The sequence below is a fragment of the uncultured Mucilaginibacter sp. genome (assembly GCF_903913935.1).
In the GTDB taxonomy this organism is placed as follows: Bacteria; Bacteroidota; Bacteroidia; order Sphingobacteriales; family Sphingobacteriaceae; genus Mucilaginibacter.
The window spans coordinates 1-15,458 of sequence record NZ_CAIWNH010000318.1; the positions used below are offsets into that span (position 1 = coordinate 1).

Annotated in this window: 11 protein-coding genes; 3 read left to right on the forward strand and 8 right to left on the reverse strand. The window is 42.5% G+C overall.

Annotated elements, in window-relative coordinates:
* Nucleotides 1–135 precede the first annotated feature (135 nt).
* Nucleotides 136–2,718 (reverse strand): phosphoenolpyruvate carboxylase, encoded by a 2,583-nt coding sequence (locus tag QZY09_RS12390; protein ID WP_295672821.1) that lies wholly within the window; start codon nucleotides 2,716–2,718, stop codon nucleotides 136–138.
* Nucleotides 2,719–3,053: 335 nt separating this feature from the next.
* Here QZY09_RS12390 and QZY09_RS12395 point away from each other — a divergent pair, with 335 nt between their 5' ends.
* A complete protein-coding gene (locus tag QZY09_RS12395; protein ID WP_295672823.1) occupies nucleotides 3,054–5,195 on the forward strand; it encodes an FUSC family membrane protein in 2,142 nt (713 codons plus the stop codon).
* Between the two features lie 46 nt (nucleotides 5,196–5,241).
* On the opposite strand, the gene QZY09_RS12400 is transcribed toward QZY09_RS12395, so the two are convergent.
* Both QZY09_RS12400 and QZY09_RS12405 read right to left on the reverse strand, forming a co-directional pair.
* Nucleotides 5,242–6,042: a hypothetical protein gene (locus QZY09_RS12400; RefSeq protein ID WP_295672824.1), complete on the reverse strand. Its 801-nt coding sequence runs from the start codon at nucleotides 6,040–6,042 to the stop codon at nucleotides 5,242–5,244.
* 9 nt (nucleotides 6,043–6,051) lie between these two features.
* Complete coding sequence (locus tag QZY09_RS12405; protein WP_295672825.1) at nucleotides 6,052–7,404, reverse strand: PhoH family protein; 1,353 nt, start codon at nucleotides 7,402–7,404, stop codon at nucleotides 6,052–6,054.
* A 991-nt stretch (nucleotides 7,405–8,395) separates the two neighbouring features.
* On the opposite strand from QZY09_RS12405, the gene QZY09_RS12410 reads away from it, so the two are divergent.
* A complete protein-coding gene (locus QZY09_RS12410) occupies nucleotides 8,396–9,643 on the forward strand; it encodes an MFS transporter (RefSeq protein ID WP_295672827.1) in 1,248 nt (415 codons plus the stop codon).
* Nucleotides 9,644–9,650: 7 nt separating this feature from the next.
* A complete protein-coding gene (locus tag QZY09_RS12415) occupies nucleotides 9,651–10,499 on the forward strand; it encodes an ROK family protein (protein ID WP_295672829.1) in 849 nt (282 codons plus the stop codon).
* An 83-nt stretch (nucleotides 10,500–10,582) separates the two neighbouring features.
* Here the strand turns inward: QZY09_RS12415 and guaB are convergent, their stop codons facing one another.
* The 5 genes from guaB to QZY09_RS12440 all read right to left on the reverse strand — a co-directional run bounded on the left by guaB (nucleotide 10,583) and on the right by QZY09_RS12440 (nucleotide 15,295).
* Nucleotides 10,583–12,052 (reverse strand): IMP dehydrogenase, encoded by a 1,470-nt coding sequence (guaB, locus tag QZY09_RS12420; RefSeq protein WP_295672830.1) that lies wholly within the window; start codon nucleotides 12,050–12,052, stop codon nucleotides 10,583–10,585.
* 128 nt (nucleotides 12,053–12,180) lie between these two features.
* Nucleotides 12,181–12,450, reverse strand: coding sequence for a Txe/YoeB family addiction module toxin (locus QZY09_RS12425; protein ID WP_295672832.1), 270 nt, complete (start codon nucleotides 12,448–12,450; stop codon nucleotides 12,181–12,183).
* Nucleotides 12,441–12,638 carry a DUF2683 family protein gene (locus QZY09_RS12430; protein ID WP_295672834.1) on the reverse strand — a complete coding sequence of 66 codons (198 nt, stop codon included), beginning with the start codon at nucleotides 12,636–12,638 and terminating at the stop codon, nucleotides 12,441–12,443. Before QZY09_RS12430 ends, QZY09_RS12425 begins: the two co-directional genes overlap by 10 nt.
* A 35-nt stretch (nucleotides 12,639–12,673) precedes the next feature.
* Nucleotides 12,674–13,954 carry a pitrilysin family protein gene (locus tag QZY09_RS12435; protein ID WP_295672836.1) on the reverse strand — a complete coding sequence of 427 codons (1,281 nt, stop codon included), beginning with the start codon at nucleotides 13,952–13,954 and terminating at the stop codon, nucleotides 12,674–12,676.
* Nucleotides 13,955–14,050: 96 nt separating this feature from the next.
* Nucleotides 14,051–15,295, reverse strand: a complete 1,245-nt coding sequence (locus QZY09_RS12440) for a pitrilysin family protein (RefSeq protein ID WP_295672838.1) — start codon at nucleotides 15,293–15,295, stop codon at nucleotides 14,051–14,053.
* Nucleotides 15,296–15,458: the final 163 nt, after the last annotated feature.

Below are 15,458 nucleotides of genomic sequence, written 5' to 3' on the forward strand. Positions count from 1 at the left end.
AGACTGTCAATTATTAAAATATATTTAATGGAATATGGATCGTGATATACTTTAGGCTGTAAAGAGGAGGAGCCAAACAATTACGGGCTGCCCAATAACAATGGGCAGCCCGTAATAAAAAGACGTATGGATTGCCTACGCTAAATTCCTGCCCGCATTTACAATGCCATACACGGTGCGGATCACCAGCTTATTGTAAATTTTGGCTAATTCTTCATCCGGGTTATTATTGAGGCAATGCAAGGCATAGTGCTGAATGATCACTAGCGGCAATACAATTTTCTCGCGGATAGCGATAGAACGGCGTTCTACCGGATATTCTCCCATCAGGATGGTAGTGCCTGTTAGTTCAAGCAACATCGCTTTTGTCAATTCGAATTCGTCACGGAGCATTTTCCAGAACTGTCCAAACTTTTTATCTTTTTCCAGGTAGGCGGTAACGCGGAAATCTGATTTCGTCATAGACATGACGCAGTTATCAACCATGGTTTTAAAGAAACCGGATGAATTATAAAGATCTTTGATCTCGTTCCAGTTATCGGCTTCCTTCATTTTATTAAGTGCGGTGCCCACGCCGTAAAAACCAGGTATGCTTTGTTTCAATTGGCTCCACGAGGTTACAAAACTAATGGCACGCAGGTCCTCCAATTTTAGCGAAGCATCCGAATTTCGTTTGGTTGGGCGGCTGCTGATATTGATATGCGATAGCAGTTTTAAAGGACTGAATTTCTCCAGGTATTCAACGAATAAAGGGTGTTGCCTCAGGTCAAGAAACAATTTGTAGCTTTCATCTGCCATGGCCGAAATCAGCTCTTTATGTTTTGCATCAAGCAAATCATTCGGATTAGGCTGCAGCGCTGAAATTACACCAGCATTAATCAGCTGTTCCATATTAAAGCGCGCCGTCTCCACTGAGCCGTATTGCGAACTTACGGTTTGACCCTGTATAGTTAACTGGATGTGTTTATTGGCGATCTCATCGCCCATAGAAGCATAAAAACGGTGAGTTTTACCGCCGCCGCGTGCAGGCGGCCCCCCCCTGCCATCAAAAAATGCCAGGTCGACGCCATATTTCCTGGCCATGGCGGTTAGCTCAACTTTGGCTTTGTAGATCGACCAGTTGGCCATCAGGTATCCGCCATCTTTGGTGCTGTCGCTAAATCCGAGCATTATGGATTGCAGGTTGTTCCGTTTCGAAAGATGTTCTTTATAAAAGGGATGGGTATACAACGTTTCCATTACCTGGGCAGCGCTTTTAAGGTCGTTTACAGTTTCAAACAGCGGCATAAAGTCGACACTCAGGCTATCCTTTTTCCATCCGCTCCATAAAAACAGGTCCATCAATTGTAATATATCCGATGCTTGCTGGCAATTACTGATGATAAAACGCTGACAGGCTTTTTCGCCATTGGTGCGTTGGATCTCCTTCATCAACCTGATGGTATTCAACGTATCACATGTTAATTTCTCCTCGTCATCCGGGCAAATAATGTCAGCTTCGTTGAACGTTATACTTTTTATTTTATCTTCTTCAGAAAACTCAAGGTAACCCTCAGGGATACCAGTATATGCGCCTGATTTGGATGTACAGAAATTAAGTACCTTACGCAAAACGCGGCTATCCTGCCTGATGTCAAGCGTAGCGAAATAACAACCAAACAAACTTACTTTTCTGATCAGGTCATCAACCAGGTTTACAAACAAGCTATCGTGATCTGCCACCAAAGTATACCTTATCGACCGCAACAATTCCAATATTTCGGGCTGCAGGTCGCGATCATCCTGTTTAAAATTAGCGTTTGAATAGATGATTTTGTCAAGGGTAGCCATTGCCTTTTCAACGCCGCGGAAAGTTACACGCCTTTTCAGCAGCCTGTAATCACGGTAGTAACACCTAAAGGCACGTTGTCTTAAAAAGCTTGCGACAGATCTTGTTGTTTCGACAGTAACATTAGGGTTCCCGTCGCGGTCGCCGCCAGGCCAAAAACCCAATTCCAAAAGCTGGTTATGGCGCGCGGGTTCGATATCAAACTCTTCATCGAGCTTGGATTGTATGCCCGATACCGCATGGTAAAATATATTTTCGAGGAACCAGGCCAGGCTGATCGCTTCGTCAACCGGCGTTGGCGATGTTTTATTAAAGAATGGCGTTTTACCCAATTGCTGTAATAAAACGTCGATGGTGTTGATATCGTTTGTTTTTAACGCCTCAATCAGGTCGGTCATTATTCCCAGGATCGTACCCGGATAAAATTGGGTTGGGTGTGCCGTTAGCACAAGCCGTAATGAAAAATCATTCAGTTTTGCGCTGATCTCATTGCGGGCATCCTGGCTTACCGCGGCTTGTTGCGACAAAACCTGGAGGGTGCCGCTATCATCGGCCCTTCCCAGTTTATTAAACGAAGAATCTTCAATGGCATCAAACAAAACCACCTGCCGCTCGATATACTGAATAAAGCGGAACATGCGGTTAATTTGCTCGCGATGGTCAATATCGGGTACGTATTTTTTGAAAAACGATTCGATAATTGCGGTTGGAGATATCAATTTATTGGTCTCCTTCTCGCAATGGGAACTAAAAAACGGCAGCAAAATACCAGTATCCTTAACCTGGTAAAACGGCAGGGTTTGAAACAAACTATTATACAACTCAAAACGCATCACAACTTCATTGTTAAAAGCTGTTTCTCTTTGGCTGAGTTTTAAGTTTAAGGGCATAACGTACTAAATTGAAAAAAAATAAAATTACTATAATTGGTTAATTACAAATCAGGCACCAGAGGTCAGTATTTCCGGAGGCCACTATTTTTCGGATGTGAATTTACACATCTGATTGCTAAATTAATAAAAAAATGAGTAATTTATAAAGGTTTGATAATATTAATGCAATATTTATTAAAATAAGGCACACTTATTTAATTTTTGTAAATTTGCAGTATGATTTTGGCCTCAAAAAAATCATTTAAGAAAAGGCAATTTTCTATCTTTCCTTAAATGACCGGATAAAACATATTCGGTAATGGCCACTTGAGCACAAAAAAATTGCAAAAACGATGAAATTCAATTCCAGGGAAATAAAAAGCTTTTTTTACAGCCAGTATTTCTCTGACGGTTTACGAATGACCACAGGCATCCTCCTCCCTTCTCTTATTGCGCTTCAATTTAACCATTTCGATATAGGGCTTACCCTTTCCCTTGGTGCATTATGCATTTGCACGATAGATACCCCGGGCCCCTTAATGCACAAACGGAATGCGATGGCCATCGGCAACCTCTTCCTTTTCGCCGTAGCAGTGATCACCGGCTTCGCGAGGTTAAATGTTTTTACACTGGGGCTGGAGGTCACGTTGCTGTCGTTCCTGTTTTCAATATTCATTATATATGGCAACAGGGCGGCCTCGGTTGGAACATCCGCCCTCCTGGTGATGATCTTTATGATGGACAAGGCCGAAAAGCCGGAAGAAGTTTTAGGATACAGCGCCATCATTTTATTAGGGGGCATATGGTACATGTTTTTCAGCCTGGTGTTTTTTGGCATCCGGCCGTATCGCGCCGCGCAGCAAACCCTGGGCGAAAATATCGCGGATATTGCCGATTTTTTACGCATAAAAGCCGATTTTTATTTGCCTGACACAGATATTGACGAAAATTACCGCAAACTGGTTAGCCAGCAGATCAAAGTAAGCCAGCACCAGGACGCGGTAAGGGAACTGCTGTTTAAAAGCCGGGTGATGGTAAAGGAATCAACCAGCGCCAGCCGGATCCTGCTGCTAACTTTTGTAGATTTCGTAGATATGTTCGAACAGATTATGGCTACCCATTACGATTACAGCCATATCCGCTCAAAGTATAAGGATACAGGCATATTAAATGAGATCGCTATTGTGCTGCTGCATATGGCCGAAGAGATGGACAACATTTCTTTCATGGTGATCTCCAATATCCGCAATAAATTTAAAGGGGATTTTATTGAAGAGCTGGAACAGTTAAAAAGCCGGATAGATGCCTTAGGTAAAAACGAACAGGGTACCAGCAACCTGGCGCTTAAAAAGATCCTGATCAACCTGCGCGATCTTAACGACCGGATAAAAAGTATATACAAGTATTATAATTCAAAGTATTCAGAGACCCTTATGGGCGGAGTTTATGATGAGGAATACGCCAAATTTGTTACCCACCAGGATTATGCGCCGCATATCTTTTTTGATAACTTTTCTTTTTCCTCTACCGCGTTTAAGCATGCCTTAAGGGTATCGCTGGTTTGCCTGGTTGGCTTTATCCTGGCCAAAACCATAGCCAATGGCCACCATAGCTACTGGATCCTGCTAACCATCATCGTGATATTGAAACCGGGTTTCAGTTTATCCAAACAGCGCAATTACCAGCGGCTTATCGGTACTGTAATCGGGGGTATTGCCGGGATCGTTATCCTGCGGTTTATACCAAACCGGGATACACAATTCATTTTGCTGATCGTTTTTATGATAGGCACCTACAGTTTTACCCGTTTAAATTATGTGGTAAGCGTGCTGTTTATGACGCCCTATGTGCTTATCCTTTTTAAATTTCTGGGCGTGGGATTGTTGGTACGGGAGCGGGAAATTGATACCTTAATAGGTTCAACTATCGCTTTTATAGCCAGCTACCTGCTATTCCCGAGCTGGGAATATGACAATATACAGGATAGGTTGAAAGATGTAATTTATGCCAATTTAAATTACCTGGTAAAAATAGCAGAAAGCATTACTGGTATTGAGGTGGGCACCATTGAATATAAGCTGGCCCGGAAAGATGTTTTTGTAAAATCAGCCAACCTTTCAGCCTCCTTTGAGCGGATGACCTCCGAACCCAAAAGCCGGCAAAAAAATGTAAAGGACGTGCATAAATTTGTGGTACTGAACCATATTCTTTCCTCCTATATCGCTACGGTAGCTTCCACCATTTCGGGCAAAAAAAGGTACCAGCACCAGGCCGAGGATATTAAACTGGTAAAAAAAAGTATAGCGGTATTAAATGATACCAGCGAAAAGCTGGGCGGTAAGTTAATTGACTTTAAAAGAGGAAAACCAGCGCCTGCAAGTGCACCCGCCCTACCATTAACCCAGCATGATGACGTTTTGCTAAAAGAGCAGCTGGGTTTTATCAATAAGATCAGCGTTGATATTGCAAGGGTGACGGAGAGTATTTTGAACTAGTATTTCCGTTTACTATTACAGTTTATAGCAACTACGTCCGAAAGTTCTAATAATAATCTATTTGCCGCTTACTTATATGTTTAAAGATGAAATCTCCCTGGTTTGTGTTGTGACCACTATACGAAGCTATTTGCGTTAACCAGTTGCCGAATTTATCATAGTTATCATTGGACACTGCATTGCCTCCTGTTAACTTTCCATCAACGTCGTAAATTTTAGATTTTACAGGCCTGCCCGAAGCATCATAAAAATATAATATTTTAGACACCTTAACTGTCTTACCAAAAAACGATTCTTCATCGGATTGTATTCGCTGATGCTGATCATTATAATGTGACGTTGTTTTCATCGAGAGTTTATTATGATCTATATATTGCTCTTCTGTCACCCTGTCCCCTAATACATCGTATTTGTAAATGCATCTATAATCAATCTTCGCAAGTCGGATTTGAGGCTGGGCATCTGAACTCATATCGAATTCTGTTATTTTACCCTGGGCATCATATTTGTAAATATATTTAACAAATAACTTCCCGCTACCATCAAATTGATTTTTTACGGCTATTGAATCACCCATGTATTCAAACGAAAATCGCTCCATTAATTCGCCGCTCTTGTCATACATTTTTTCTTCCAACGCCCATCCTTTTTCATCAAAAGTCTCAATAGTCTTTTCAGCACTAGCGGTTGTATCCGGTTCCACATGATTGCCACCTCGAAAAGTATAAGTTACAACTTGTTTAACTCTGCCTTTTAAAGGTAATTGAGTAACATCTGTAACTCTAGTTTGCGCTGCCGCCGATCTCACAATGCACAAAAGAATGGTAAATAAGATAAGGTTTTTCATATTTAGTAACTATAACAGTTCCGTCGCCAAATTAGCCAACTCGCTGCGCTCCCCTTTTTGCAATGTAATATGCGCGTAAAGCGGGTGTCCTTTGGCCTTGTCGATCAAATAGCTTAACCCATTACTTTCGGCATCCAGGTACGGGGTATCTATCTGGTAAATATCGCCGGTAAATACAAACTTGCTGTTTTCGCCGGCGCGGGAGATGATGGTTTTTACTTCGTGCGGGGTTAGGTTCTGGGCCTCGTCCACAATAAAAAAGATCTTGCTCAGCGTCCGTCCGCGGATGAAGGCGAGCGGGGCGATGGAAATTTTATCATTGGCCACCAGTTCATCAATCTTGGCCTGCATTTTATCATCGTCGGAAAACTGGTCTTTAATAAATTTAAGGTTATCCCATATCGGCGCCATATAAGGGTCGATCTTTGATTTGATATCGCCGGGTAAAAATCCGATATCCTTATTGCTTAAGGGCACAATGGGCCGGGTAACAAAGATCTGCCTGAAATTTTTACGCTGCTCCAGCGCGCTGGCAAGCGCCAGCAATGTTTTGCCTGTACCTGCATTGCCCTGTATGGTCACCAGCTTAATATCCGGGTGCAGCAGGGCATGTATGGCAAAGGCTTGTTCAATATTCTTAGGAAAAATATTAAAGACAGGCTGTTCGGTTATTTTTTCCAGCTGGGCCGTTTTTGAATTATAAATACCCGGCACCGAACCCTTTTTACCGTTTAAAATATAAAAATGATTGCTGGTATGCGGCTGCATTTCAAAGCTGCCGGCTCCAACCGCTTCTGATTTATTAAGCTGGTTGATCAGTTTTTCGGGTACTTTATGTAAAGTAGTTTCGCCTGTATAAAGCTGATCCAGGTTTTTAATTTTACCGGTCTCATAATCTTCTGCATGCAGGTTAAGCGATTTAGCCTTTAGCCGGAGGCAGATATCTTTTGATACCAGAACAACTTTTTTATCCGGATATTCTTCCTGCAGGCCCAAAGCGGCATTCAGGATGCGGTGATCAACCTTGTCTGAACCAAAAACAGCTTCAGCATCAATGCCCATGTTTTTGGTATCCATAATCACCTTAAAGTTGCCTTTACTTTTCCCGTTAAGGGGCCGCCAGAGGTTGATTAAGTGATTATGCGAGATATCGTCCATCAACCTGATAAAGCTGCGGGCCTCGAAATTGCGGGTATCATTGCCGCTTTTCATATTATCCAGCTCTTCCAGCACCTGGATAGGGATGGCTACGTCATGTTCCTGGAAATTTTCAAATGCATTGTGATCATATAAGATCACCGAGGTATCTAAAACAAATATTTTGGGCCTTCCGTCCTGCCTGGTTTTGCCGTCCTTGCTCATGTGCGTCTAAATTAGTTATTTTCAGTCGGGAGGGAAAATAGAATTATATGTTGACGGTAAAAAAACCTGTAAAAAGCGAAAACGGAAGCCTCTTCTTGCGATTCGACTTCCGTTTCCTGACCCTATGTTTAACCGTGGTCAAACATCTGGCACCAAGTTTTGTGTATTTTAACCGACCTGCTATTCTGTTGTCCTTGCGGGCATTGATTCCTTTCAGTTCATCAGTGGTGTTTGCGTTTCTCCGTAAAAAATTGCAAGCCTGCTGATCCTCATTTAATTACCTTCTTTTTCAGCGACTTTCGCCGTTTTCATTTTCCGGTAACTCAGGGTACTTCCGTGATCTTTAGCTCGCCCTGGGGTCCGCCCGATTCAGTTCTGTATTCCTGTGAGATGTCAAAGTACGTCGTTCTTGATGATTCTAATATAGGGCCTGATTGAATATTTGTCAAGCTTTTTTTTTATTTTTTATTAACAGGTTTTTAACAATTTTATACCATGTAGTTCATATTGATTTATAAATAAACTGAAGTGATATAATACAATTATCGGGAGTTATCAACATCAAAGTTATGCACACAAAAGCCCGAAAACCACTTATTACGGATGGAGAAATATTCTTAAAAAATGAATATTTAATTTTTTTTTGAAAAAAAGAGAGGAAAACACAAAGTTTTTAACCCTCTCTTTTGCAAGCAAAAAAGAGGGTCGACGAGCGAAGCGCAGTCGGGGTGAGTAAATCGCCGACAAGCATTGGCGCTAATGTCCGCTGTGGGACTGACCCGGTCGTTGCTACGCTCGACCACCCTCTCTACCGCAAGCGGTAAAGAGGGTAAACAATAATTTGTTAACAAACCGCTTTTCTTTTTAAAGCCCTCTCCTTTGGAGAGGGTTGGGTGCGGCTACTTTTATAAATATTTTAAAAACTTGCTATTACTAAAGATTTCAGTTAAATATGTACAACAATCAATCACCAGCCATTTAAACCAAATTAATGAAACGCAGCTATTACATTGTAGCATTAATCATGCTCACCTTTTTTGTTATTTCCTTTTTAACGAACATTATAGGCCCGCTGGGCCCTGAGTTTATTAAGGATTTTAAATTAAGTACCGGGATGGCCGGTGTATTGCCGTTTGCATTCTTTATCGCGTACGGTGTAATGTCCATCCCTTCAAGCATGCTGGTACAGAAGTATAATGAAAAAGTGATCATGACTGCGGCATTTGTTGTCGCTTTCATGGGGGCATTGCTTTTAGCTGCCGAGCCGAATTACCTGACCGCTTTATTATCGCTGTTTTTAATAGGCTGCGGCATGGCCATGCTGCAGGTAGTGATCAACCCTTTATTAAGAACCGCAGGCGGGGAGGAAAACTATGCTTTTACCTCTGTTTTGGCACAATTGATATTTGGTGGGGCGTCTTTTGTAAGCCCCTTTGTATATTCCTATTTGGTTTTAAATTTGTCGCAAGGAAACCATTCCGGTATTTTTTCGGTATTGCAACCTTTGGTGCCGCATGATCTGCCCTGGATCTCGCTATACTGGCTTTTCACCGTGATTTGCGTTTTTATGTTTGCCGTTTTGTTGCTTTCTAAATTCCCTAAGGTTGAATTGAACGAAGACGAAAAAGCGGGGCCATGGGCCACCCATGTGATGCTTTTTAAAAAACCGGTGGTGATTTTATACTTTATTGCATTGTTCAGTTACGTTGGAACAGAGCAGGGCGTGTCCTACTGGATGTCCGAATTCCTGTTCCGGTATCATCACTTCAATTCAGAAACTACCGGCGCACATGCTGTAGGCTACTTTTGGGGATTAATGACTGCCGGCGGTGTTTTGGGCTTATTTTTATTAAAACTAATGGACAGCCGTAAACTGCTGGTGCTGTTTACCGTCCCGGCGATTATTGCTTTAACATTTGGCCTTTTTGGCAGCGCGCAGGTTTCCTTATATGCATTCCCGATAGTAGGTTTCTTTATGTCGGTAATGTATCCCATTATTTTCTCGCTGGCGTTAAGTTCCGTGGACGAGCACCACGGTTCATTTGCGGGCATTTTGGTTACAGGTATTATTGGAGGCGCCGGCATTCAGCTGCTTATCGGCGGACTTGGTGACCTGATTGGGCTGCGCGCGGCAATGACTGTACTTTATATCACCTTCGGCTACATGCTCAGCATTGGTTTTTGGGCGAAACCATTGATTACCAATAAAACTATATTTGACACCAAAGATAAAGTATAACAGAAAGATGACTCACAAACACGTTATAGGAATTGACCTGGGTGCCACAAATATCCGGGGCGCAGTTGTTAATGATAAGGAACTTTCAGAGATCACCTCCAGGCGGATCAAAAGAAAAGGGACTGAACAGCAGGTGCTGGAGGATGTTTATTCTTTAATCGACGTACTGATGGATAAAAACACTAAAGCCATCGGCATTGGCGTTCCAAGCGTGGTAGATGTAAAAAAAGGGATCGTTTATGATGTGATCCATATCCCGTCGTGGAAAGAAGTTCATCTGAAAGAATTGCTTGAAGCCCGTTACAAGCTCCCTGTTTTCATCAACAACGATGCCAACTGTTTTGCTTTGGGCGAACATTATTTTGGAAAAGGTAACGGGGTTACCGATATGATCGGTTTAACTATTGGTACCGGGCTGGGCGCCGGCATCATCATCAATAACCATTTGTATGCGGGCCGTAACTGCGGTGCGGGCGAATTTGGTATGGTTGACTATTTAAAGAAAAACTACGAGTACTATGCAAGCGGCTCCTTTTTCCATAATGTTCATGGATTGAGCGGCGAACTGGTATATAAAAAGGCTAAAAAGGGCGACGAAGAATCACTAAAGCTATATACTGAGTTGGGTAAACACTTAGGCAATGCTGTAAAAATGATCATGTACACCTATGATACCGAACTGATCATTTTAGGCGGATCGGTAGCGCTTGCTTATGATTTTTTTGAAAAAGCTATGTGGGAACGCATCCGCACCTTTGAATTTCCGAAAAGTATCGGCAACCTTAAAATTGAAACCTCGGCTTTGGCCAATAGCGGCATTTTGGGGGCCGCGGCGTTGTATTATGATTCAGAGTAGTTTGAAAGACGGAAAGTCAGTAAAGTGCGAAAGTAATATTCTTTTCGCTTTCGGACTTTACTGACTTTCGGACTTTTCCGTCTCTACCTCGAATAATTGGGAGCTTCCTTCGTAATAGTAATATCATGCGGATGGCTTTCGCGCATCCCGGCGGCAGTGATCCTAACAAACTTGGCTTTTTGCAAACCTTCGATATTAGCTGCACCACAGTAATGCATACCGGCACGTAAACCACCAATGTACTGGTAGATCACTTCGGCAAGCATCCCTTTGTATGGAACGCGGCCAACAATGCCTTCAGGAACCAGTTTGGTTACCACATCAGTTTCATCCTGGAAATAACGATCTTTCGAGCCTTTATCCATTGCCTCAACCGAGCCCATGCCCCGGTATGATTTAAATTTACGGCCTTCATATAAAATGGTTTCACCCGGCGATTCTTCAACACCTGCAAACAATGAGCCGGCCATAATGGAACTTGCACCTGCACCAATCGCTTTCACAATATCACCGGTTTGTTTGATACCACCATCTGCAATGATCGGAATCCCCCTGCCCTGCATTGCTTTGGCACATTCATAAACTGCAAACAATTGCGGAACGCCAACACCCGCAACGATACGTGTGGTACAGATGGAACCCGGGCCTATCCCAACTTTAATCGCGTCAGCGCCTGCGTCAGCCAGGGCGATAGCGCCATCAGCGGTTGCAACGTTGCCCGCGATCACCTGCAATTCAGGGTATAGTTGTTTTACCAGCCTAACCATGTCCAGCACCCCTTTGGAGTGGCCGTGAGCAGTATCAACGGTAATCACATCAACACCCGCATTAAAAAGGGCTTTAACCCGTTCCACGTTTTCCGGAGAAACGCCAACCGCAGCACCAACCCGTAAACGACCATATTCATCCTTGCAGGCGCTCGGGAAGTTTTTAAATTTTTGTATATCCTTAAAGGTGATCAGGCCGCGTAAAATGCCATCCTTATCAACTACAGGTAGTTTTTCAATTTTATAGTTCTGGAGGATTTCTTCAGCCTGTAAAAGTGTTGTCCCTTCTGGTGCGGTGATCAGGTTGACTTTGGTCATCACTTCCTGCACCGGGCGGTTCATATCCTTTTGAAAGCGAAGATCGCGGTTGGTGATGATGCCCATCAGTTTGCCGCCACCGTTAACGATCGGGATGCCGCCTATCCTGTATTCGCGCATAATTTTTACGGCGTCGGCCACTTCAGCGCCTTCATGCAATGTTACCGGGTCCTGGATCATGCCGCTTTCTGAGCGTTTTACCTTGCGCACTTCATCTGCTTGTGCCTGGATGGTCATATTCTTATGCAAAATACCAATACCACCTGCCTGCGCAATCGCAATCGCCAGCGCAGATTCGGTAACAGTATCCATCGCGGCCGAAATGATCGGAATATTTAACCTGATCTTTTTGGTGAGGTACGTGCTGGTATCAACATCACGCGGTAAAACTTCAGAGTAAGAAGGGATGAGTAAAACGTCGTCGTAAGTTAGTCCTTCGGCAACAAATTTTGAGGGGTCAAGCTCCATAGCAAATAATTGTTATTTGCCGGGCAAAGCTAACATTTTATTTCGGAATTCGGAATTCCGATTTGGGAATTAATGCTGTAAATTGAAAAATAGACAATTAAATGATCTAACGAAAACCATTGTGAATTCTAATAATGACCTTTTAAAGAGAAAACGGTAAGAATGATGATCTGGTTCTTTTCGTTAACCTCATACACCAATCGATGCTCATTGGTTATCCTCCTTGACCATGCACCTGATAATTCGTACTTTAATGGCTCAGGCTCCCCAATCCCTTTAAATGGGTTTTCTTGTATTGCATCAAGAAGTTTTTGTATTTTATTTTGAATTGCCTTATTTCCCGATCTTTTCCAATACTTTAATTCCTCCACAGCTCTCGGAGTATAAATTATTTCCATAAATCCTCTGTAGCTATCCTAACACCCTTACCGTTTTTTATATCTTCTCTTCCTTGAAGAATTTTTTCAACAAATTCAGGGTCATAAGGACTTTTTTCAGATTTGAAATCAATCTTCATAGCTTTAATAAAAGCCTTCAATGCTGTTAATTGCTCCTTTGTTTTGGGTTGTATAATCAGCGTTTCCATAACTCAAATTTACATATTAATTTACCGAAATCAAATCAATACTTCCCTACTATCACTTTATAAAACTGGTCAAAGTTTAGGTATTGTTTCGCAAGCTGTTGTAAACGATCTGCATTGACTGTTTTGATGGCGTTTACATACCGGTCATAATAATCGTATCCCAGCCCTGCAAAATGGATGTTTTTAAATTTATCGGCATGTGAAAAAACATTTTCAAGGCTACCAAGTAAAGCGCCCATCAAAAAATTGCGCACCAGGGACAACTCAGCTTCCGGAATCAGCTCGTCTTTTAACAAATTAAGTTCTTTTTCTATTTCATTTACCGCCAGTTTGCATACGTCAGCGCCAACTTCTGTCGCGATAAACAATGATGCACCATGTTTTAATGAACTCATACCCGACCCAATCCCATAGGTATATCCTTTTTCCTCGCGGATATTTGCCACTAGCCTCGATCCAAAATACCCTCCCAGGACAGTATTTAAGACCTGCAGCGCCGGAAAATCAGGGTGTGTCCGGTTTACAGCAGGCGCCCCCATCCTGATGGCGGACTGTAATGCCTCAGGCTTCTCTGTAAAATAAAAATGCTCCGCTGCCGGTACGATAACGGGTTGGCTTGTATCTGCAGCCTGCCCTGTGTTATGCCATTCTTTATCAAAAGCATCACTGATGAGGTTTAATGTTTCCGGTTCAATTTTACCGGCAACGATCATAGTGCAATTTGATGGCTGGTACATCTGAGCGAAATGTACTTTCATATCCTCCCGGTTAAGGGTGTCGTAGGTTTCAATATCAGCACTTAGTCCATACAAAGTATTACCATATAATGCTTTACTAAATATGCGCCTGGCAATAATATCATTCTTTTGCAGACTCACCTGCAATTTTTGCCGCTGGTTTCGGATGAAAGTATCCAATTCTTTTTGGGGGAAGATGGAATTGGTAATAATATCCTTTATTACGGGCAAAGTATGGTGTAAATGTTTATTTAAGCTATACAGCGTTACCTGCGAGTTATCGTGGCCATAATCAACCTGTAAAAAGGCGCCATAAAAATCAATCTTATCCGAAATCTGGGCCGAAGTAAGGCTATCTGTACCTTCAGTCAGCAGCGAATTAACCGCCATGTTCAGCAAAGGGCTTTCTGGTTTAAACCGAAGGTTGCCAAAAATCCATTCAATGCGCACCAGTTCCTGGTCGCCGGAGTTAAAACAAAAGACTTTACAGCCATTGGCCAGTTCCCTGCGTTCGGGGTGTATCAGGTGTATATTTTCGATGCCCTTAAATTCAGGGGCCGTTTTTCTTTGTAGAGTCATTGGGTCATTTAGTCATTAAGTCATTGGTGTTATCAAGAATATTTTGTTCAAATTGATAATCCAATTCTGAAAATTGATTAATCCCTTAATTTAGGTTCAGACAGCTTTCTCTGCCAAATAAATCATTGTTGAAGAATTGTCTTTTCTAAATATTTGGTTGCTCAGGTCTTTGATCTGTTCCCTGGTAACTGCCAGGTATTTTTCAGTTTCATGGTTAAGCATATCCGCGTCGCCAATTAACTCAAACGATGCCAGGTTCATCGCTTTATCCAGTAAAGCCATTTCCGAAAAGATCATTGTTGATTCAATCTTATTTTGCACTTTAGTCAGCTCATCCGCGGGCACAAGCTCGGTTTTCAATCTTTCAAGCTCCTCCCATATCGCCGCTTCGGCAGCTTCAATGCTGATATTTTCAAGTGGCTTACCCTCAAAAACAAACATCCCCTTATCCATACTCCCGGTCATATAGGCATGTACTTCGCTGAAGATGTGCTTTTCTTTAACCAAATTACGGTATAAACGCGACGAGTTGCCCCGTGACAGGATATCGGATATTAGCTCTGCAATATAGTAGCTTGCATCAAGCCGTGCCCCCATCTGGAAAGCAATATACACATCATCCAATGGCACTTTTCCTGTAACTGTCAAACGGCGTTCGTCGTGCTGATCGGGCTCCAGCGGTAAGTTGCGGTGGTATTTTTCGCCTGCAGGTATCGGCCCGAACCATTTTTCGGCCAGTTGCCTTATATCTTCAGTTTTAACATCGCCACCAACAACCATCACCGCGTTTTGCGGGTTATAGTGTTTTTTAAAGAATGCTTTTACATCTTCAATTTTAGCATCTTCAATATGTTTCAACTCTTTACCAATGGTGGCCCACTGGTACGGGTGTTTTTTATAAACCAAAGGCCTTAATTTAAGCCACACATCGCCATAAGGCTGGTTTAAATAACGCTGTTTAAACTCTTCTATCACCACGGCACGCTGCACCTCAAGGCTTTTTTCGCTAAAAGCCAGGCTCAGCATCCTGTCGCTCTCCAGCCAAAAAGCTGTTTCGATATTGGATGATGGCAGGGTGATGTAATAATTGGTGATATCATTGCTGGTAAAGGCATTGTTTTCGCCGCCAACACGCTGCAGGGGCTGATCATAGTCGGGTATATTCACCGATCCGCCAAACATCAAGTGCTCAAATAAATGGGCAAAACCAGTTTGATCGGGATCCTCGTCGCGGGCGCCAACATCATATAATATATTAAGCACCGCCATAGGTGTAGTATCATCTTCGTGTACAATAACCCGCAGGCCATTGTCTAAAGTAAATCGATTGAATTTAACCATGTTTAAACTTTCAATTAACGGATAGCAAATGTAGAATTTTTGTTCGTGTTGTTGTAATGTTGAAAGGTTGGAAAGTTGTAATGTTGATATTAAGATGGAAGAAACACAAATATTTGCGAAAATATGTCGTCCACCTTTTACCTTTATCCTTTCACCTTTTGCC